Source organism: Flagellimonas lutimaris (assembly GCF_003581615.1).
Lineage (GTDB): Bacteria > Bacteroidota > Bacteroidia > Flavobacteriales > Flavobacteriaceae > Flagellimonas > Flagellimonas lutimaris.
The window spans coordinates 499,159-518,256 of sequence record NZ_QXFH01000070.1; the positions used below are offsets into that span (position 1 = coordinate 499,159).

Consider the following 19,098-nt stretch of genomic DNA (forward strand, 5'->3'; position numbering starts at 1 on the left):
TGTCATTCTTTTTAAGCAATGTTTATTTTGGCTTTTTCTATTTTATCTCTCAAAATAACCTTGGCACGTGCCAAGTTAGATTTTGATGTTCCAGTGGATGTCCCCAACATCTCACTGATTTCTTTGTGGCTATAACCGTCCAGTACATAGAGGTTAAATGTTAACCTGTATTTGTTTGGAAGTTCTTGAATGTACCCCAATAATGTAGACAGGCTTATATCCGTGTCCTCTGTATCTACTTCTACCTCATCTTCGGTGTTTTCCGATACCACATTGAGGTATTGGTCTTTTCTATATTTCTGAAGTGCAGTATTTACCGTTATTCTTTTGATCCAACCTTCAAAAGATCCTTTAAAATTAAACTGATCAACTTTGTCGAATATGGTCACAAAACTATCGTGCAGATTGTCTTCTGCCTCCGTTTTATTCCGAGAATACTTAAGGCATATACCGAAAAGAATACCGGAATATCTCCGGTATAGCTCAGCTTGCGCCTGTCGGTTTCCCTTTTTACAGTTATGTATCAGTTCATCAAGATCCAAATGTTGGTCAATTCTGGATAGTTGCTATCTAATTTGTGGGTGCCCCCTCCTCGGCTATCGGAACTGAATATTCCAGATAAGTGGCATTCCCTTGGTCGTCATCACCTGCATAAAACCTAAAGACATAGTCTTTCGTGTAAATTACATTAAATTTGAGTATGGCCACCACTTCTTCCACAGCTTCAGTACAAGCTCGGTCTTCGTCGGTTAGGACAGAACCCACCACGACTACATCACGACCGGTCTCGGCGGTTTGCACAACGTCAAAACCTTCGAAAAAGGTACAACCATTAGGTCTTTGGTAGGTTACTTCAATATCGTAAGTTTTTCCGAATTCAAATGATTCGGGTACATCGGCCTCAATTGTATTTAAAGCAGTAAAGTAAAAATTTGGGGAATCATCGTCCACTTCACAAGAAACGAACCATGAGCATGCCACAATTAGCATAAAGGGCATTAGCACTTTTTTCATAATAAAAATCCTTTTATTCCTTAGATGTGCAGTACAAACAAGGGTTGCGTAGGATTTTCACAACCAAAAGTTAATCTCCCAAAAAAATCGTTGAAAAGATTATTCGCTTACCGCTGCAATGGCTTCTCTTATTTTACCCTCCAATTCGTCGGATAATTCTGGATTGTCCATTAGAAGTGATTTTACCGCATCTCTTCCTTGTCCCAATTTGGTGTCTCCATAACTGAACCAAGATCCACTTTTCTTAACAATTTCATAAGCAACTCCCAAATCGAGTATTTCTCCGATTTTGGATATTCCCTCTCCATACATAATATCGAACTCTGCAGTTCTAAATGGTGGAGCGACCTTGTTCTTCACAACTTTTACACGGGTTTTGTTACCTTGAACATCTCCGTCTGTATTTTTGATCTGGGTAGACCTTCTAATATCCAATCGTACGGATGCGTAAAATTTTAGGGCATTACCACCGGTGGTGGTTTCCGGATTCCCGAACATCACACCGATTTTTTCCCGTAATTGGTTAATGAAGATTACGGTACATTTGGTTTTGCTTATAGTGGAGGTCAGCTTTCTTAATGCTTGGGACATCAAACGGGCATGTAATCCCATTTTGGAGTCTCCCATTTCACCTTCAATCTCGCTTTTTGGAGTTAGTGCCGCTACGGAATCCACAATTACAATGTCAATAGCGCCGGAACGTATCAAGTTTTCTGTAATTTCCAAAGCTTGTTCCCCATGGTCGGGCTGGGAGATAATTAAGTTATCGATATCAACACCCAACTTTTTGGCATAAAAACGGTCAAAAGCATGTTCTGCATCAATAAAAGCAGCTATCCCACCGGCTTTTTGAGCTTCCGCAATGGCATGTAAGGTCAAAGTGGTTTTACCAGAAGATTCTGGACCGTAGATTTCAACCACCCTTCCTCTGGGGTAACCTCCAACGCCCAGGGCAATATCCAACCCCAGTGAGCCAGAAGGAATTACCTCAACATCTTCAACAACACTGTCCCCCATTTTCATGACAGCACCTTTTCCGTAGGTTTTGTCCAATTTATCTAGTGTAAGTTTAAGGGCTTTTAATTTTGCTTCTTTCTCTTTGCTCATGGTAAAAAACGATTAGGAAGGCTAAAATACCATTTCTTTCAACATGCCACAAAGGCCACGCAACCTTTTTAATAACATTACATCTTAAGCATACTAACTCATCTTTATAGAGCTTAACATAGCTCACAATTGCTAGAAAGAAGAAAATTCAGCTATGAAAAAGAGAAAGTGGATTAAAGGGGCCGATCTTATGGCCCTTTTGATTTACTCTCCCTTCTAATTCCTATCTTTGCGGCAAATTTCAAAGAACCATTCTTTAACTTAATCAAGTATAGCATGCAACTGTACAACACATTAAGTGCAAAAGAAAGGGAAGCTCTTATTGAGGAAGCTGGAAAAGAACGGCTTACCATCTCTTTCTACAAATATGCACATATAGGCAATCCTCAAATTTTGAGGAACCATTTTTTCTTGGCTTGGAACGATATGGAAGTTCTCGGTCGAATTTACGTAGCTCATGAAGGGATAAATGCTCAACTTTCGGTTCCCGCAGAAAACTTTAACGTTTTTAAGGAGCATTTGGATAGTATATCATTTTTGGAAAATGTAAGATTGAATATCGCGATTGAGCATGATGATAAATCATTTTTGAAATTAAAAGTGAAGGTTCGTAAAAAGATTGTGGCCGACGGGTTGAATGACGCCACTTTTGATGTCACAAACAAAGGAATCCATGTAGGTGCGGAACAGTTCAATGAACTTATTGAAGACCCAGATACCGTTTTAGTGGATATGAGAAACCATTACGAAAGCGAGATAGGCCATTTTAAGAATGCCGTAACACCCGATGTGGATACTTTTCGTGATTCTTTGGACATTATTGAGCAGGATTTGGCCGAGCACAAAGAGGACAAAAAATTAGTGATGTACTGCACAGGTGGTATTCGTTGCGAAAAAGCCAGTGCCTATTACAAGCACAAAGGCTTCAAAAATGTGTTTCAGTTGGAAGGAGGAATCATAGAATACACCCGCCAAGTGAACGATAAAAAATTGGAAAATAAATTTATGGGCAAAAACTTTGTTTTTGACCACAGGAGAGGGGAGCGTATTTCCGATGAGGTGATTGCACATTGCCATCAATGTGGCAAACCTTGCGACACCCATGTCAACTGCGCCAACGAAGCCTGTCATTTGCTTTTCATCCAATGCGAGGAATGTGCCGAAAAAATGAATAATTGCTGCTCTGTGGATTGCATGGAGGTACACGCATTGCCGTATGAGGAACAAAAACGTTTGCGAAAAGGTAAGAGAGCCAGCAACAAAATATTCAAAAAAGGGCGTTCACCTGTGTTGAAATACAAAAATTAGCATTTCACTGCTGCAACAAATTGTAGTATATTTACACTAGTAATTTTTATGAACCCTTTTTAAGGAAGTGCTTTAAACTTCCTTAAATCAAGATATTAAATATGGCGTGTAGCAGTTGTTCAACCGGCAAGGATGGACAACCGCGTGGTTGCAAGAACAATGGAACTTGTGGCACTGATGGTTGTAATAAGCTAACGGTCTTTGACTGGCTTTCCAATATGTCGTTGCCCAACGGTCAAAAACCTTTTGATTGCGTTGAGGTACGTTTCAAGAATAGTAGAAAGGAGTTTTTCAAGAATACGGAGAATCTCACATTGTCCATTGGGGATGTAGTGGCCACTCAGGCCAAGTCTGGACATGATGTAGGGGTAGTAACCTTGACCGGTGAACTTGTTCGGATCCAAATGAAACGCAAAAAAGTGTCTCCCGATGATAAAACCATTCCCAAAATCTACAGAAAAGCTTCCCAAAGGGATATTGACATTTGGCAAAAATGCAGGGATAGGGAAGAAGAGATAAAGAAGCGCTCCAGAGAAATAGCCATCTCCCTTAAACTTCAAATGAAGTTGAGCGATGTGGAATTTCAAGGAGACGGTTCCAAAGCTACATTTTACTACACAGCAGAAGACCGAGTGGACTTTAGACAGTTGATCAAGGATATGGCCAAGGCCTTTGGGATTCGGATTGAGATGCGTCAAATTGGGTACAGACAAGAAGCCCAGCGTTTGGGAGGAATAGGTTCCTGCGGACGTGAACTTTGTTGCTCTACGTGGCTAACCGATTTTAGATCGGTCAGTACCGCATCTGCCCGCTACCAGCAATTGGCCTTGAACCCTCAAAAATTGGCAGGTCAATGTGGAAAACTAAAATGTTGCCTCAACTATGAGCTTGATATGTACTTGGAAGCGCTCAAGAACTTCCCACCCTCCGATTGTAAGCTTAAGACCCAAAAAGGGATAGCATTTTGCCAAAAAGCGGATATTTTTAAGGAAACCCTTTGGTTCTCCTACAAAGATGAACCTGCGACTTGGCACACCTTGTCCAAAGATCAAGTGTTGGAAATATTGGAGCGGAACAAGAAAAATGAAAAAGTTGCCAGTTTAGAAGAATATGCCGCGGACAATGTAGAGGAAGAAAAAACAACCTTCGAAAATGTAGTCGGCCAAGACAGCCTTACCCGCTTTGATAGACCTAAGAATAAAAAGCGAAGAAAGAAAAAACGCAGAAAGCCAAAATCTAAAGCATCCTCCAATGCGAAATAAATTTTTGTTTCTTTTTATCGCAGTTCTTGCATTATCGTCATGCAATGAGTTGTTGGTTTATTCCGATTATAAACCCATCAAAGAAGGGAAATGGCAGATGAGCCAAGGGGTGGATTTTCAATTTTCCGAATTGGATTCTACGGAAACCTACAACATGTTCATCAACATCAGAAACGATGACACTTTTGCCTTTAGCAATTTATTTTTGATTACTGAGTTAGAATATCCGAGCGGCAATACCGTTAAGGATACGTTGGAATATAGAATGGCCGAACCCACTGGGGAATGGCTCGGAAAAGGAATGGGTAGTGTCAAGGAAAACAAACTTTGGTACAAGGAAAACATCGATTTTCCTAATTCTGGCGTATATAAAGTGAACATTTCCCATGCCATGCGCAAAAATGGCGATGTGGAAGGCCTTCATATTTTAGAAGGAGTAACAGATGTTGGTTTGGAAATAGAAAAAGCACCCAAATTATAATGGCAAAGAAGCGTCAAAAAAAACAGCAGCAGAATTTTTTTCCTTTTATTAAGTGGTTTTGGATTTTATTTGGAGCAGGAGTGTTTTCCGTTGTCCTTATCTTTCTTTTGGCCTCTTGGGGAGCCTTTGGGGAAATGCCCACCTTTGAACGTTTAGAAAACCCAAGCACCAATTTGGCAACGGAGTTTATCTCTTCTGATGGAGAAACATTGGGAAAACTATATCTTAATGATAACAGGACTCCCGTTACCTATGAGGGACTGCCACAAAATTTGGTGAATGCATTGGTCGCTACCGAAGATGCTCGTTATTTTGATCACTCAGGGATTGATGCAAGAGGAACACTTAGGGCCGTAGCCTATTTAGGAACCAAAGGAGGCGCAAGTACCATTTCCCAACAGCTTTCGAAGTTGCTTTTTACCGAAAAACCGTCAGGAGGAGTAGAAAGAATCATTCAAAAAATAAAAGAATGGGTAATAGCTATCCGTTTGGAAAGGCAGTATACCAAAGAAGAAATCATAGCAATGTACTTAAATCAGTATGATTTCATTAACAACGCAGACGGTATACGTTCCGCTGCCAGAATTTATTTTGGGAAGGAACCGGCAGATTTAAAAACAGAAGAATCTGCTGTTTTGGTGGGGATGCTTAAAAATTCATCACTTTACAATCCGATGCGCCGTGAGGAACTAGTGTTCAATAGACGAAACACGGTCCTCGGTCAAATGGCCAAATACGGTTACATAACGGAAGAAGCAAAGGATTCGCTCCAAGGTTTGGAGATGAAAATCAACTTTAATCCAGAATCGCACAGAGAAGGATTGGCCACCTATTTTAGAATGTACATGCAACGCTTTTTGAATCGCTGGGTGGAGGAGAATCCAAAACCAGATGGTGAAAAGTATAATATCTATTTGGATGGACTAAAGGTATACACAACCGTAGATTCTAGGATGCAAAGAAATGCAGAAGAAGCGGTTCAAGAACACATGAAGAATTTGCAGGCCGAGTTCTTCCATCAGAACACACCGGACCGTAACCCAACAGCACCTTTCTTGGATTTGACAAGAGGTGCAATCGATACCATTATGGATCGTGCTATGCGACGTTCCGCCAGATGGCGTCATCTAAAGAGAGATGGCGTATCTGAAAAAGAAATCGAGGCTACATTCCATAAAAAGGAGGAAATGACGGTTTTTGATTGGAACAGCGATTCCTATGAAAAGGACACTATCATGACCCCTATGGACTCCATCAGGTACTACAAAACCTTTTTGCGTACAGCTATGATGTCCATGGAGCCGCAAACAGGTCATGTAAAGGCTTGGGTCGGTGGAATAGATTATAAACATTTCCAATACGATAATGTTATTCAGGGCTCCAGACAAGCAGGTTCCTTGTTTAAGCCTTTTGTATATGCCTCAGCTATTGACCAGTTACGTTACTCACCCTGTTACACATTGCCCGACAACCAATATTGTATCGAACCCGGGAAACATGGAAACATGGAGGCATGGTGCCCAAAAAACTCAGATGGAACATATTCTGGAGAGGACATGACCTTAAAAAGTGCGTTGGCCAATTCTGTAAATACCATCACAGCACAACTTATTGACAGAGTAGGACCTGGTTCTGTGGCTTCAATAGCGAAAAGTATGGGGGTGACAAAGGAAATTCCCGAAGTACCATCCATCGCATTGGGTACACCCGATGTAAGCGTATATGAAATGGTCGGTGCATTTGGAACCTATGCTAATCAAGGGGTATATGTGAAGCCTGTAATGGTGACCCGAATCGAAGATAAAAACGGTACCGTACTTTATGAATATACTCCCGAAACAAAAGATGTACTAAGTAAGGATGTGGCCTATGCCATGGTAAATCTATTGGAGGGGGTAACACAATATGGCTCAGGGGGAAGATTAAGGCACACCTTTGGAAAGAATCAAACGGTTTACAAAGAAATTATAACTGGCTATCCTTATGAGTTGACCAATCCGATTGCGGGTAAAACAGGAACCACTCAAAACCAAAGTGATGGTTGGTTTATGGGTATGGTTCCCAATTTGGTTACCGGTGTTTGGGTTGGTGGTGATGATAGATCTATCCATTTCGACCGGCTGGCATATGGACAAGGAGCGGCCATGGCATTGCCTATTTGGGCTTTGTATATGAAGAAGAATTATGCCAATGAGGAAATAGGTGTATCCCAAGATGCATTCGAGGAACCAGAAGAAATGTCAATCAATATAGATTGTTCCAAAGAACAGGAAGACGAAGAGGAGGAAAAAATTGATACGGAAGACGATTTGGACGACCTAGACTTTTAGCCTAAAATATTTTAAAAAAAAGCCCCAAGCAAATTAAGATATGCTTGGGGCTTTTTTATTTAAATCGTAATTTCAGGCAATCATAAATACTAATTATATGATCAATAAGAAAGTTGCCGATGTTACCGAAGCTTTGAAGGGTGTTGAGAATGGTATGACCTTCATGTTAGGTGGATTTGGCTTATGTGGAATACCTGAAAATGCCATAGCAGAATTAGTGCGATTGGGCATAAAGGATATCACTTGTATATCCAACAATGCGGGCGTTGATGATTTTGGCCTAGGACTGCTTTTGCAAAAACATCAAATCAAAAAAATGATATCATCCTATGTAGGTGAAAACGATGAGTTTGAACGTCAAATGTTGAGCGGCGAACTGGAGGTTGAATTAACGCCGCAAGGAACACTGGCCGAGAAATGTAGGGCGGCACAATCCGGTTTTCCGGCTTTTTATACACCAGCAGGTTATGGTACTGAAGTGGCGGAAGGAAAAGAAACTCGTGAATTCGATGGAAAAATGTATGTGCTTGAGCCAGCTTTTAAAGCAGACTTTTCTTTTGTAAAGGCATGGAAGGGAGACGAGGCCGGGAATTTAATATTCAAGGGAACAGCACGAAACTTTAATCCTTGTATGTGTGGAGCTGCTAACATTACCGTGGCTGAGGTCGAAGAATTGCTTCCAGCGGGAAGTTTGGACCCAAACGAAATCCACATCCCGGGAATATTTGTACAGCGTATTTTCCAAGGCGAGAAGTTTGAGAAAAGAATAGAGCAGCGAACAGTTAGACAGAAAAGTTAGTTATGTTAGATAAAAACGGAATAGCAAAACGGATAGCAAAAGAGGTCAAGGACGGATATTACGTAAACCTTGGCATAGGGATACCCACCCTGGTAGCCAACTTTGTTAGAGACGATATAAGTGTTGAATTCCAGAGCGAGAATGGAGTGTTGGGAATGGGCCCTTTCCCGTTTGAAGGGGAAGAGGATGCCGACATCATCAATGCTGGAAAGCAAACCATAACAACACTGCCAGGAGCATCTTTTTTTGATTCTGCTTTGAGTTTCGGCATGATTCGCGGCAAACATGTGCACCTAACCATTTTGGGGGCGATGGAAGTAGCTGAAAATGGAGATATCGCCAATTGGAAAATTCCGGGTAAAATGGTAAAAGGTATGGGAGGTGCCATGGACTTGGTAGCATCTGCAGAGAATATTATTGTTGCTATGATGCATACCAATAGAGCCGGAAAATCAAAATTATTGAAGCGATGTACTTTACCATTGACCGGAGTAGGTTGCGTTAAGAAAATAGTGACCAACCTTGCTGTATTGGAGGTGACTCCGGACGGTTTCAAATTATTGGAAAGGGCGCCGGGTGTTTCTGTGGAAGAAATTGAAAAGGCAACAGAAGGAAAGTTGGTGGTGAATGGAGAGATTCCCGAAATGAACATTTAATAAATATCCAAAGCTTTTTTACAACAAAAACTAGCGATTACACAACAATAGTTTTAAATTACCATTCATCGAGTATATATTTGGTTATATCGAATTTTTTACCCAAATTAACACCGTTAAAACCTATTAACCATGGCCCTAAAATCAAAAACTACGATGGACGAGAACGTACAAGTGTACAGAAACGATTTTTTCACAGGTTTTATGCTTTTGATCAAGAAGCTTTTTATGCTATAGATCGGTATTTATCTCCCTGAAAAATATGGAGCCAACATCTTGTTAGGCTCTTTTTTTTGCAATAATTTTAGACAAAACCTGTTCGATGTCCCTATACCTTCGGGAATGTGTTAATGCCGATTTAGACACCTTGGTCAAAATATCAAAGGAGACCTTTGCTGCTGCTTTTGAAAAAGATAATGACCCTGATGACTTTCAATCTTATATTCAAGAAGCTTTCCATCCAAATAAGCTAGCTGCAGAACTTGTCATTAAAGATTGCCATTTTCATTTTGTTTACAATGATGATGAGTTGGTGGGGTATTTCAAATTAAATATGGGAGCAGCTCAGACTGATGTGCATGACCCCAATGCGCTGGAAATTGAACGTATTTATGTGTTGGAGAATCATCAAGGCAAAAAAATAGGTTCGTGGATGCTTCAACAAATTATTGTTTTAGCTAAATCATTGGGCAAGGAATTCATTTGGCTTGGTGTATGGGAGCATAACCCAAAAGCCATAAGTTTTTACCATCGTCATGGTTTCATCAAGTTTGATGAGCACCCCTATTATATAGGTTCGGATAAACAAACTGATTGGTTGTTGCGTTTAGAGCTTTAACAGGTCGCTTAGATAAAGAATATCACCCTCGACTTGTAGTTTATACGCAAAAGAGTTCTCAAATGCTGTATGAATCAATAAGGATATTGCATTGGCGTTCAGCTTGGTCAAGCTATTAGTGCGGTACACTACATCCCTTATGGTGGAAAAGCTCACATTGCTCTGAATGGCAATATTGGCAAAAATCGTTTTTAGAGGTGTTTCTCCGAACTACTTCCGACAGACGTTCACTAATTGGTTTTCCATAATCTTCTTCACTAAAGATTAAATCACTTTGAACAAACGGCCCAAGACCTTTAATAGAACCCATTAATAATCCATGTTTAAATAATTATATGTCGGGGTCAAATCCTATTTTCTATATTTGGCCTGTAACCCAATTACAGAAAACTAGATAAATTGCTGCGTCGAGAGCATATTGCGTACCATTCAGCTCTACGAACGCAAGGATGCCAACATACCCATAAAAAATCTCACCAAGATTGCCGAGTATTTTGGACTTACCATTGCCGAGTTGTACATGCACGAGGTCAACGATATGGGTGAGGCTTACACCAAGAGACAGCCTTTTACAAAACATGGCAGCGTTTTTTATCCTTTAGAGCATGGGAAGTATCTGTTAATGGCTCCATTGGTATTGGTAGAGTGGCATCAAAAATACATAGAGAGTTTACAGAAGGAAACTCTAAGTAATCCATTTCAAGGGGGGTTCATTATTGACTTTTTAACGGACGAACCCCATCGCATATTTGAAGTATCCGGCGATTCCATGAATGATGGCACCTCGGATGCTATTCCGAACAAGTCTTATGTGCTTGGGTTGGAAATCAAAAAAGAATCGTTGACGCGTAACAACGAGACCTATTGGAATCAATCTTATATATTGGTCTGTGCGGATAGAATTATCGGTAAACGACTTACAGGGTATAACAAAGACAATAAGGCACTTTTGTGCCACAATTTGAACACATCTCCTGAATTCCAAGATTTTGAGTTGTCTTTGGATGATTTGTTACAAGTCTTCAAGATTGTGAAAAAGCAGCTTTGACCTTGTTCAGGTGTGTCAGTACTTCCTCTAAACACTCATCTAGGTTCTTCTTCACCTCGGTTTCCCAAAAGCGGAAGACTTTGTATCCTTTTTCTTTTAAAGCTTGATTTACCTCTGTATCCCGTTGCATGTTACGTTCAATTTTTGGGATCCAGAACTCACGGTTGGTCTTGATTTTTTCTTTGCGTTCCTCCCAATTATAGCCATGCCAATATTCACCATCAATAAATATGACGGTCTTGTACTTTTTTAGGGCGATATCTGGCTTTCCAATGAGCTTTTTGTAGTCGATACGATATCGGTAACCCGATTGCCACAAAGCCTTTCTAAAGGTAAGCTCTGGTTTGGTGTTTTTGCCTCTGATTTTCCCCATGATTTTGGAACGCTCAGGGGTGGTATAAAAACCCGATTCCTCATTGAATCGAGGTACTTTAATACGTTCTTTCGGGTATTCTTTGGGCATACCGTAAGATAACAAAAAACCCAAACTCCTATTGGAATTTGGGTTTTGTAAATTGAAATGTTATTGCTTTTATCCCTCTAACGTAGCGGATAAGTACTCACGGTTCATACGGGCAATATTGGTCAATGAAATCCCTTTAGGGCATTCCACTTCACATGCTCCGGTGTTGGTACAGTTACCAAAACCTTCCAAATCCATCTGGCGAACCATGTTTTGCACACGCTCCGTAGCTTCAACTTGTCCTTGAGGTAACAAGGCAAATTGAGAAACTTTTGCAGAGGTGAACAACATGGCACTTGCGTTTTTACAAGCGGCCACACAGGCTCCACAACCAATACAGGTAGCGGCATCCATTGCTTCGTCCGCATCGTATTTGTTAATTGGAATGGTATTGGCATCTATCGTATTTCCAGAAGTATTCACAGAGATATAACCCCCAGCTTGCTGAATGCGATCAAAAGCGCTTCGGTCGACAATCAAATCCTTGATTACAGGAAATGCTTTTGCACGGAAAGGTTCAATTACAATGGTATCCCCATCGCTGAACTTACGCATGTGCAACTGGCAAGTAGTAACCAATCTATCCGGTCCGTGAGGCTCACCATTGATTTGCAGGGAACAGGTTCCGCAGATACCCTCCCTACAATCGTGGTCAAACTCTACCGGTTCTTCTCCTTTGGAGACCAATTCTTCATTTAAGATATCCAACATCTCCAAGAAAGACATATCACCTTCTACACCGTCAAGGGTATAATCAACTATTTTTCCTGGTGTGGACGCGTCTTTCTGACGCCATATTTTTAGATATAATTTCATAGCTTCTTATTTGTAGGATCGTGTCTTCAGTTCAATATTTTCGTATACCAAATCCTCTTTGTGCAATTCGGCATCTTTGGGCTCACCTTTGTATTCCCAAGCAGCCACATATTTAAAGTTCTCGTCATCACGCAAAGCTTCACCTTCTTCGGTTTGGTACTCTTCACGGAAGTGTCCACCACAAGATTCGTTTCTGTGCAGTGCATCTTTTGCGAACAGCTCGCCCAACTCCAAGAAGTCGGCAACGCGACCTGCTTTTTCAAGCTCTTGGTTCTTGGAATCAACAGTTCCGGTAACTTTTACGTTTTCCCAGAAATCTTTTCTAAGCTCAGAAATTTCCTTAATGGCTTCCTTCAACTCTTTCTCATTACGGGCCATACCACATTTGTTCCACATGATTTTACCCAGTTTCTTGTGATAGTAGTCCACGGAATGAATTCCAGAACCGCCCATCAACTTCTCCATTCTATCACGAACTTGCTGTTCAGCTTCCTCAAATGCTGTGGAATCTGTTGGAATCGCGCCTGTTCTAATATCATCGGACAAGTAATCACCAATGGTGTAAGGCAATACAAAATATCCATCTGCTAAACCTTGCATTAAAGCAGAAGCTCCCAAACGGTTTGCACCGTGGTCGCTAAAGTTGGCCTCTCCTGCTGCATAGCATCCGGGGATGGTGGTCTGTAAGTTGTAATCTACCCAAAGTCCTCCCATGGTATAGTGTACCGCGGGATAGATCATCATTGGGGTTTTATATGGATTTTGATCTACGATTTTTTCGTACATCTGGAACAGGTTACCATATTTGGCCTTTACAACCTCTTCACCTAGTTCTGTGATGGTTGTTTTGTCTGGATTTTTAATTCCGGAAGTCAACGCCTTTTCCTTTCCATAACGTTCTATGGCAGCTGCAAAATCCAAGAATACCGCTTCTCCAGTTTTGTTCACTCCAAAACCAGCATCGCAACGCTCTTTGGCAGCTCTCGACGCTACATCACGAGGAACAAGGTTACCAAAAGCAGGATACCTTCTTTCCAAATAGTAATCGCGATCTTCTTCGGAAAGTTCTGTCGGCTTCAACTTACCTTCACGAATGGCGATGGCATCTTCCTTTTTCTTGGGTACCCAAATGCGTCCATCATTTCTGAGGGATTCGGACATCAAAGTCAATTTGGATTGATGGTCCCCTGAAACAGGGATACAAGTTGGGTGAATTTGTGTAAAGCACGGATTGGCAAAGAAAGCTCCTTTACGGTGTGCTCTCCATGCGGCCATTACGTTACTTCCCATAGCGTTGGTGGAAAGGAAGAACACGTTTCCGTACCCTCCAGTGGCCAAAACAACGGCATGGGCACTGTGCCTTTCAATCTCTCCGGTTACCAAGTCTCTGGCAATAATTCCTCTTGCTTTTCCATCTACCAAAACCAAATCCATCATCTCATGACGGTTGTAAGCTTGAATCTTACCACGGTTGATTTGACGGTTCATGGCAGAATAGGCACCTAGCAACAATTGCTGTCCCGTTTGTCCTTTAGCATAAAAGGTTCTTGATACAAGTACGCCCCCAAAAGAACGGTTGTCCAACATACCGCCATACTCACGGGCAAAAGGAACTCCTTGAGCCACACACTGGTCGATAATGTTTCCAGAAACCTCTGCCAAACGGTAAACGTTACCTTCTCGGGAGCGGTAATCCCCACCTTTTATGGTATCGTAGAAAAGGCGGTAATTACTATCACCATCTCCTTGATAGTTTTTTGCTGCGTTGATTCCCCCTTGAGCAGCAATGGAGTGTGCTCTACGTGGTGAATCTTGATAGCAGAATGTTTTTACATTGTAACCCAACTCGGCCAAAGTGGCTGCTGCGGCACCACCTGCAAGTCCTGTACCTACAACAATGATATCGATGTTCCTTTTGTTGGCAGGGTTAACTAGATTGATGTCGTTTTTATGTTTGGTCCATTTGTCGGCCAATGGCCCAGATGGAATTTTAGAGTCCAATATGCCCATACTTAATGTGTTATTGGGTTAAGGTGGTGGTATACGGCGATAAATGCAAATGCCAAGGGTACCACTACCGCGAATATTTTTGCAAATTTTGTAAATCCAACCGTGTATTTATTGTTTACACCCATGGATTGAAACGATGAAGCAAAGCCATGCCACAAGTGCAAGCTTAACAACACAAAGGAAACCACGTAAAGTATAGTTCTCCAGAAAGGTGCAAATTTCTCAACAGTTTCGTGGTAGTAACGTGTTGGGTCCTCTGGATTGGCCTCAACATATTTGTAGGCCATTTCGTGTACCCAAAAGTCATAGAAGTGCAATGCCAAGAAAGCAAGGATAACAAGACCTGAGTAAATCATGTTTCTGGAAACCCAAGGTGCATTTGCACTGCCTTTGTACTTTACATAGCTTACATCCCGTGCTTTTTTGTTCTGGATTTCCAAAACAAAGCCCATAACAAAGTGCACTACAACACCTATGATCAAAATAGGCTGCATCAAAAATTGGACAATCGGATTGTAGCCCATAAAATGAGAGGCTTCATTAAAAAAATCGGGAGAAAATACGGAGGCCAAATTAATGGTTACGTGAAGAATCAAAAATGTGACCAAAAAAAGACCCGATAAGGCCATGACATATTTTCGGGCCAGCGAAGATTTTATCAAACTCATTAGAAGTTAGTTTTTTAACAAAAATACGGTACGGATGAGTTTTTAACAAGCTTTCAACATCGTAAAACCAGTTATTTAGACTCATTTTAAGCTACTGGGATTTAATTCTTCAGAATTCTATTTTGGGAATTTTAACCGATATTACCATTGATTTTAAAGCTATTCTAAACCATGGACATTGCCATTCTTTCCGTAAGCCTTAACGTGTATTCCACAGCTAGGATTGCCGAGGAATTTGAAAAGGCAGGCCATTATGTGGAACATGTAGACCATACTAAATGCTCCGTTCAATTAGGGGGAGACCGACCCCAAATATTTTTTGGAGCTGATAATATTACCGATGAGTTTGATGCTATTGTACCAAGAATTGGCACCAAGGTAACCCGGCATGGAGCGGCCATTGTAAAGCAGTTTGAGATAAACCATGTCTTCAGTACGGCCAAATCGTTGGGAATTGTTGGGGCACGAAATAAGGTAGCTACCCTGCAACTGATGTCCAAAAAAGGCATACCGGTACCAAAAACTGTTTTCTCCATCAATCCAAACAATGTGGAAGACCAGATAGAGCTTTTGGGTGGAGCTCCGGTCATCATTAAGCTACAAGAAGGAACACAGGGGAAAGGAGTTATTTTGGCGGAAAGTAAAAAGTCGGCAAAATCTGTGATAGATACCTTATATAATATGAATACCAGCATTTTGCTGCAAGAGTATATTGAGGAGGCTAATGGAGAGGATCTTAGAATCGTGGTAGTTGGCAATAAAATTGTCGCCAGTATGAAGCGGACCAGTGGACTGGACGATTTTAGATCCAACGTACACCGAGGAGCGGAAACCCAAAAGGTGCAATTAACTCCTCGTGAAAAGTTTATCGCCATTAATGCGACCAAACATTTGGGTTTGGGAGTGGCTGGGGTAGATTTAATCCGTTCTAAAAACGGTCCTTTATTGATTGAGGTAAATGCATCTCCAGGATTAAAAGGTATTGAAGCTGCGACGGGGGCTAATGTCGCCAAATGCATAGTTCAGTATGTGGAAAAGAATGGAAGAAGGAGCAGAAAATAGTTGGGACTACTTTTGTTAGGCGGGCAGGTCTATTTTTTTATCGTTGACTTTGGCCAAGCTCCATTTAATGGCGTCTTCCAGATTTGAGAATTGCCGTATTTTATTGCGAAAGAACATTCGTTCCAAAACCACGCTTGCCAACCCACTATTGTTATAGGCCACAATGGAATAAAATTCCAATTGGTGACGATGTTTATAAAATTTCAACCAATCCGTTGGAACAACAGAGTAATTATGAATGCGATTGCTGATATAAGCAATGGGTTTGTCCCTGCCCAAAACCTCGTAAGCTACCCTTATGATTTTTTCGGCAATTGACCAATCAAAAACTTCGCCTTCCTTCATTTCAGAAATCACCAATCCATCAAAAAAATAGAAAACTCCAAATTCTTAACGCGCTGCATATCTTTTCATTTTGATGAATCAATGATATCATCAAAAATAAATGCAAGCAGAGGTTATTTTAGCGCTGGTTTTGCCAAAGCCCCATTCGGATTGGTATATAGGGTTTTTCAATTGATGGCTTATAATCCGGATTTTATTTAGGCAAGAGGTATTCCTACACAAACTGTATTATTAACTTATTATTTCTCCATATTCTTCAGTTGAATTCCGAGCGCTTTAGTCGAAAGTTGTACCTCAAGAAAAGAGAGAATCAAGGAAATCATTAGGAATACCAAACTGATACCAAAAACAACATTGGCCCAAACACGCATTTCCACATAGATCAAAAACATGGTCACGGCAGCCAACAAAAAGCTGATGATCGCAGATGCCTGCATATTTTTGATAATGCCAAGACGGGTACGCAATTGATTTATTTGCTGTTTTAAGGGTTGGGCCGAGGTTTCCTCAAATTGTTTGTGCAGTTGCCGAATCAATGCAGCAATCGCCAAATACCTAGCATTGTAGGCTAGCATCGTCAAAGAAATAGCAGGAAAAAGAAGAGCGGGAATACTTAGGTTGAGCTGCATGGTTTTAATTTGATATTGAAGGTAAGAATTTGTCTTCGGTAACGCAATTGGCTACATTTGAGCAAATCAATAATTAGATATGAAATACGCTCAAATAGACAGCAATCTTTTTGTAAAGAATCGTAAGAAATTCATGGCCCAAATGAGACCCAAAAGTATCGCAGTGTTCAATTCCAACGATATTTATCCCATTGGCGCAGATAGTACCTTGCCTTTTGAACAGGACCGTGATATTTTTTACTTGAGTGGAGCAGATCAAGAGGAGACTATTTTATTAATGTTCCCGGATGCCATGGACCCAAAGCACAGGGAAATCCTTTTTGTGAGAGAAACCAACGAGCATATTGCAATTTGGGAAGGCGCCAAGCTTACCAAAGAGAAGGCAACAGAGGTATCGGGAATTGAGAGTGTTTATTGGTTGAGTGATTTTGATAAGATTTTCTTTGACCTCATGACCGAGGCCGACACGATTTATTTTAATACTAATGAACATTACCGCCAAGCTGTGGAAACTCAAACACGTGAGGATCGTTTCATAGAAAAATGCAAAAAGGAATATCCAGCACATCAATGGGCCAAGAGCAACCCAATTTTGCAAAATATCCGTGGCGTAAAGGAGTCGGAAGAAATTGAATTAATGCAAACGGCCTGCGATATCACCGAAAAAGGTTTTAGGAGAATTTTGGAGTTTGTAAAGCCTGGTGTTTGGGAGCACGAGATGGAAGCTGAGTTTTTGCATGAATTTATCCGTAACCGATCCAGAGGTTTTGCGTATAGTCCTATTATTGCAGCAGGTAATAATGCCAATGTGCTCCATTATTTGGAAAACAACCAACAAGTGAAGGACGGAGATATGATATTGCTAGATCTTGCCGCTGAGTACGCCAACTATTCCAGTGATATGACCCGTACCATTCCTGTTAACGGAAAATTTACAAAAAGACAGAAAGAAGTGTACAGCGCAGTACTTCGTGTAAAGGAAGAAGCTACGAAAATGTTGGTGCCTGGAACTATTTGGGCGGAATACCACAAAGAGGTCGGAAAACTGATGACTTCAGAGTTGATTGGTTTGGGATTGCTGGACAAAGCGGATGTACAAAACGAAAACCCGGATTGGCCAGCGTACAAGAAATACTTCATGCACGGTACCAGTCACCACATTGGATTGAACACCCACGATTACGGGGAATTGAAAAAGCCTATGAAAGCCAACATGGTATTTACGGTAGAACCCGGTATTTATATTCCAGCAGAAGGAATGGGCATCCGTTTGGAGGATGATGTTGTTATTCAAGAAAAAGGAGAGCCTTTTAATTTGATGCGTAACATCCCAATCGAGATTGAAGAGATAGAGGAATTGATGCATAAATAGACTAAATGAAGCTTTTACTATTATTAGTACAACAGACCGACATTGAAAAAAAGATGCAGGAAGCTCCCGACAGTGCATACGAAATAGGCGTAGTCATCGGGAGTTATCTCCCTTTTGTGGTATTGGTAGGTATCGCTTATGCCATCTATCGGTATAATAAGAAAAAACGAGGCTCGGAATAAATTATTTATAGAAATCAGATTTGACTTTCCGTTATTTAAACCCGAACTTCAGCTAAGCAGAATCGAAGCGTTTTGGAAAACCAGGAGAAACTTTACCAAACTGCATTTGCCTTGGCAATGTTTACCATTATATATAACATAGCCGAAGGACTTATTTCTACCTATTTGGGTTTTGAAGATGAAAGTTTGGCCCTTTTTGGGTTTGGTACCGATAGTTTTATTGAAGTGATTTCAGGATTGGGTATTGCCCATATGATATTGCGTATTCAAAAGAATCCGGACAGTAATCGAGATAATTTTGAAAGGACCGCACTTCGGATTACAGGAGTGGCCTTTTACCTGTTGGTCGCGGGATTGGTTGTTTCCAGTGTTTACAATATTTGGACAGGGCACAAACCGTTGACCACTTTTTGGGGAGTCATTATTTCGGCAATATCCATACTCATCATGTGGATTTTGGTTTGGTGGAAACGAAAAGTAGGTCGTCAACTCAACTCCGCCCCTATTTTGGCGGATGCCAATTGCACGCTGGTCTGTGTATATATGTCAATAATTCTATTGGTTAGTAGTGGAGTATATGAGATTTTTAAGATCCCTTATATAGATAGTATAGGTACGTTAGGGTTGGCATATTTTGCATTTTCAGAAGGCAAAGAATGTTTTGAGAAAGCCCGCACCAATAAACATTGTGGTTGCACAGAATAGGAT

General features: G+C 40.9%; 21 protein-coding genes. 12 read left to right on the forward strand and 9 right to left on the reverse strand.

The window, feature by feature from the left end; translation table 11 throughout:
- Positions 1-11: 11 nt before the first annotated feature.
- From D2V08_RS06645 to recA, 3 genes are all read right to left on the reverse strand, one after another.
- Entirely contained in the window at positions 12-542 is a 531-nt protein-coding gene (locus tag D2V08_RS06645; protein ID WP_119607263.1) for an RNA polymerase sigma factor, read from the reverse strand.
- A gap of 28 nt (positions 543-570) precedes the next feature.
- Complete coding sequence (locus D2V08_RS06650) at positions 571-1,014, reverse strand: hypothetical protein (protein WP_119607264.1); 444 nt, start codon at positions 1,012-1,014, stop codon at positions 571-573.
- 99 nt (positions 1,015-1,113) lie between these two features.
- Positions 1,114-2,121 (reverse strand): recombinase RecA, encoded by a 1,008-nt coding sequence (gene recA / locus D2V08_RS06655; protein WP_119607265.1) that lies wholly within the window; start codon positions 2,119-2,121, stop codon positions 1,114-1,116.
- Positions 2,122-2,397: 276 nt separating this feature from the next.
- Here recA and trhO point away from each other — a divergent pair, with 276 nt between their 5' ends.
- The 8 genes from trhO to D2V08_RS06695 all read left to right on the forward strand — a co-directional run bounded on the left by trhO (position 2,398) and on the right by D2V08_RS06695 (position 10,843).
- Positions 2,398-3,429 (forward strand): oxygen-dependent tRNA uridine(34) hydroxylase TrhO, encoded by a 1,032-nt coding sequence (gene trhO, locus D2V08_RS06660; RefSeq protein ID WP_119607266.1) that lies wholly within the window; start codon positions 2,398-2,400, stop codon positions 3,427-3,429.
- Between the two features lie 101 nt (positions 3,430-3,530).
- Entirely contained in the window at positions 3,531-4,691 is a 1,161-nt protein-coding gene (locus D2V08_RS06665) for a PSP1 domain-containing protein (RefSeq protein ID WP_119607267.1), read from the forward strand.
- Complete coding sequence (locus D2V08_RS06670; RefSeq protein WP_119607268.1) at positions 4,681-5,172, forward strand: gliding motility lipoprotein GldH; 492 nt, start codon at positions 4,681-4,683, stop codon at positions 5,170-5,172. Before D2V08_RS06665 ends, D2V08_RS06670 begins: the two co-directional genes overlap by 11 nt.
- Positions 5,172-7,502, forward strand: a complete 2,331-nt coding sequence (locus tag D2V08_RS06675; protein WP_119607269.1) for a penicillin-binding protein 1A — start codon at positions 5,172-5,174, stop codon at positions 7,500-7,502. Before D2V08_RS06670 ends, D2V08_RS06675 begins: the two co-directional genes overlap by 1 nt.
- A 97-nt stretch (positions 7,503-7,599) precedes the next feature.
- Positions 7,600-8,301, forward strand: a complete 702-nt coding sequence (locus D2V08_RS06680) for a CoA transferase subunit A (RefSeq protein ID WP_119607270.1) — start codon at positions 7,600-7,602, stop codon at positions 8,299-8,301.
- Between the two features lie 2 nt (positions 8,302-8,303).
- Complete coding sequence (locus D2V08_RS06685) at positions 8,304-8,957, forward strand: 3-oxoacid CoA-transferase subunit B (RefSeq protein WP_119607271.1); 654 nt, start codon at positions 8,304-8,306, stop codon at positions 8,955-8,957.
- 322 nt (positions 8,958-9,279) lie between these two features.
- A complete protein-coding gene (locus tag D2V08_RS06690) occupies positions 9,280-9,795 on the forward strand; it encodes a GNAT family N-acetyltransferase (RefSeq protein WP_119607272.1) in 516 nt (171 codons plus the stop codon).
- Positions 9,796-10,213: 418 nt separating this feature from the next.
- On the forward strand, positions 10,214-10,843 hold the full coding sequence (locus tag D2V08_RS06695) for a hypothetical protein (protein ID WP_119607273.1): 630 nt from the start codon (positions 10,214-10,216) through the stop codon (positions 10,841-10,843).
- Here D2V08_RS06695 and D2V08_RS06700 read toward each other — a convergent pair.
- The 4 genes from D2V08_RS06700 to D2V08_RS06715 form a co-directional block, all read right to left on the reverse strand.
- Positions 10,818-11,306, reverse strand: coding sequence for a very short patch repair endonuclease (locus D2V08_RS06700; RefSeq protein WP_119607274.1), 489 nt, complete (start codon positions 11,304-11,306; stop codon positions 10,818-10,820). The genes D2V08_RS06695 and D2V08_RS06700 overlap by 26 nt on opposite strands.
- Before the next feature lie 69 nt (positions 11,307-11,375).
- Positions 11,376-12,122, reverse strand: coding sequence for a succinate dehydrogenase/fumarate reductase iron-sulfur subunit (locus D2V08_RS06705; protein ID WP_119607275.1), 747 nt, complete (start codon positions 12,120-12,122; stop codon positions 11,376-11,378).
- A 6-nt stretch (positions 12,123-12,128) separates the two neighbouring features.
- Entirely contained in the window at positions 12,129-14,132 is a 2,004-nt protein-coding gene (locus D2V08_RS06710) for a fumarate reductase/succinate dehydrogenase flavoprotein subunit (protein WP_119607276.1), read from the reverse strand.
- 2 nt (positions 14,133-14,134) lie between these two features.
- Positions 14,135-14,800: a succinate dehydrogenase cytochrome b subunit gene (locus D2V08_RS06715; RefSeq protein ID WP_119607277.1), complete on the reverse strand. Its 666-nt coding sequence runs from the start codon at positions 14,798-14,800 to the stop codon at positions 14,135-14,137.
- 171 nt (positions 14,801-14,971) lie between these two features.
- On the opposite strand from D2V08_RS06715, the gene D2V08_RS06720 reads away from it, so the two are divergent.
- A complete protein-coding gene (locus D2V08_RS06720; protein ID WP_119607278.1) occupies positions 14,972-15,862 on the forward strand; it encodes a RimK family alpha-L-glutamate ligase in 891 nt (296 codons plus the stop codon).
- A gap of 15 nt (positions 15,863-15,877) precedes the next feature.
- Here D2V08_RS06720 and D2V08_RS06725 read toward each other — a convergent pair whose 3' ends face one another.
- A complete protein-coding gene (locus D2V08_RS06725) occupies positions 15,878-16,207 on the reverse strand; it encodes a hypothetical protein (protein WP_245980525.1) in 330 nt (109 codons plus the stop codon).
- Positions 16,208-16,446: 239 nt separating this feature from the next.
- Entirely contained in the window at positions 16,447-16,836 is a 390-nt protein-coding gene (locus D2V08_RS06730; RefSeq protein WP_119607279.1) for a DUF2721 domain-containing protein, read from the reverse strand.
- 79 nt (positions 16,837-16,915) lie between these two features.
- On the opposite strand from D2V08_RS06730, the gene D2V08_RS06735 reads away from it, so the two are divergent.
- From D2V08_RS06735 to D2V08_RS06740, 3 genes are all read left to right on the forward strand, one after another.
- Entirely contained in the window at positions 16,916-18,208 is a 1,293-nt protein-coding gene (locus tag D2V08_RS06735) for an aminopeptidase P family protein (protein ID WP_119607280.1), read from the forward strand.
- A 5-nt stretch (positions 18,209-18,213) separates the two neighbouring features.
- Entirely contained in the window at positions 18,214-18,390 is a 177-nt protein-coding gene (locus D2V08_RS17300; RefSeq protein WP_182835500.1) for a hypothetical protein, read from the forward strand.
- Positions 18,391-18,462: 72 nt separating this feature from the next.
- Positions 18,463-19,095 carry a cation efflux transmembrane domain-containing protein gene (locus tag D2V08_RS06740; RefSeq protein ID WP_119607281.1) on the forward strand — a complete coding sequence of 211 codons (633 nt, stop codon included), beginning with the start codon at positions 18,463-18,465 and terminating at the stop codon, positions 19,093-19,095.
- Positions 19,096-19,098 lie beyond the last annotated feature (3 nt).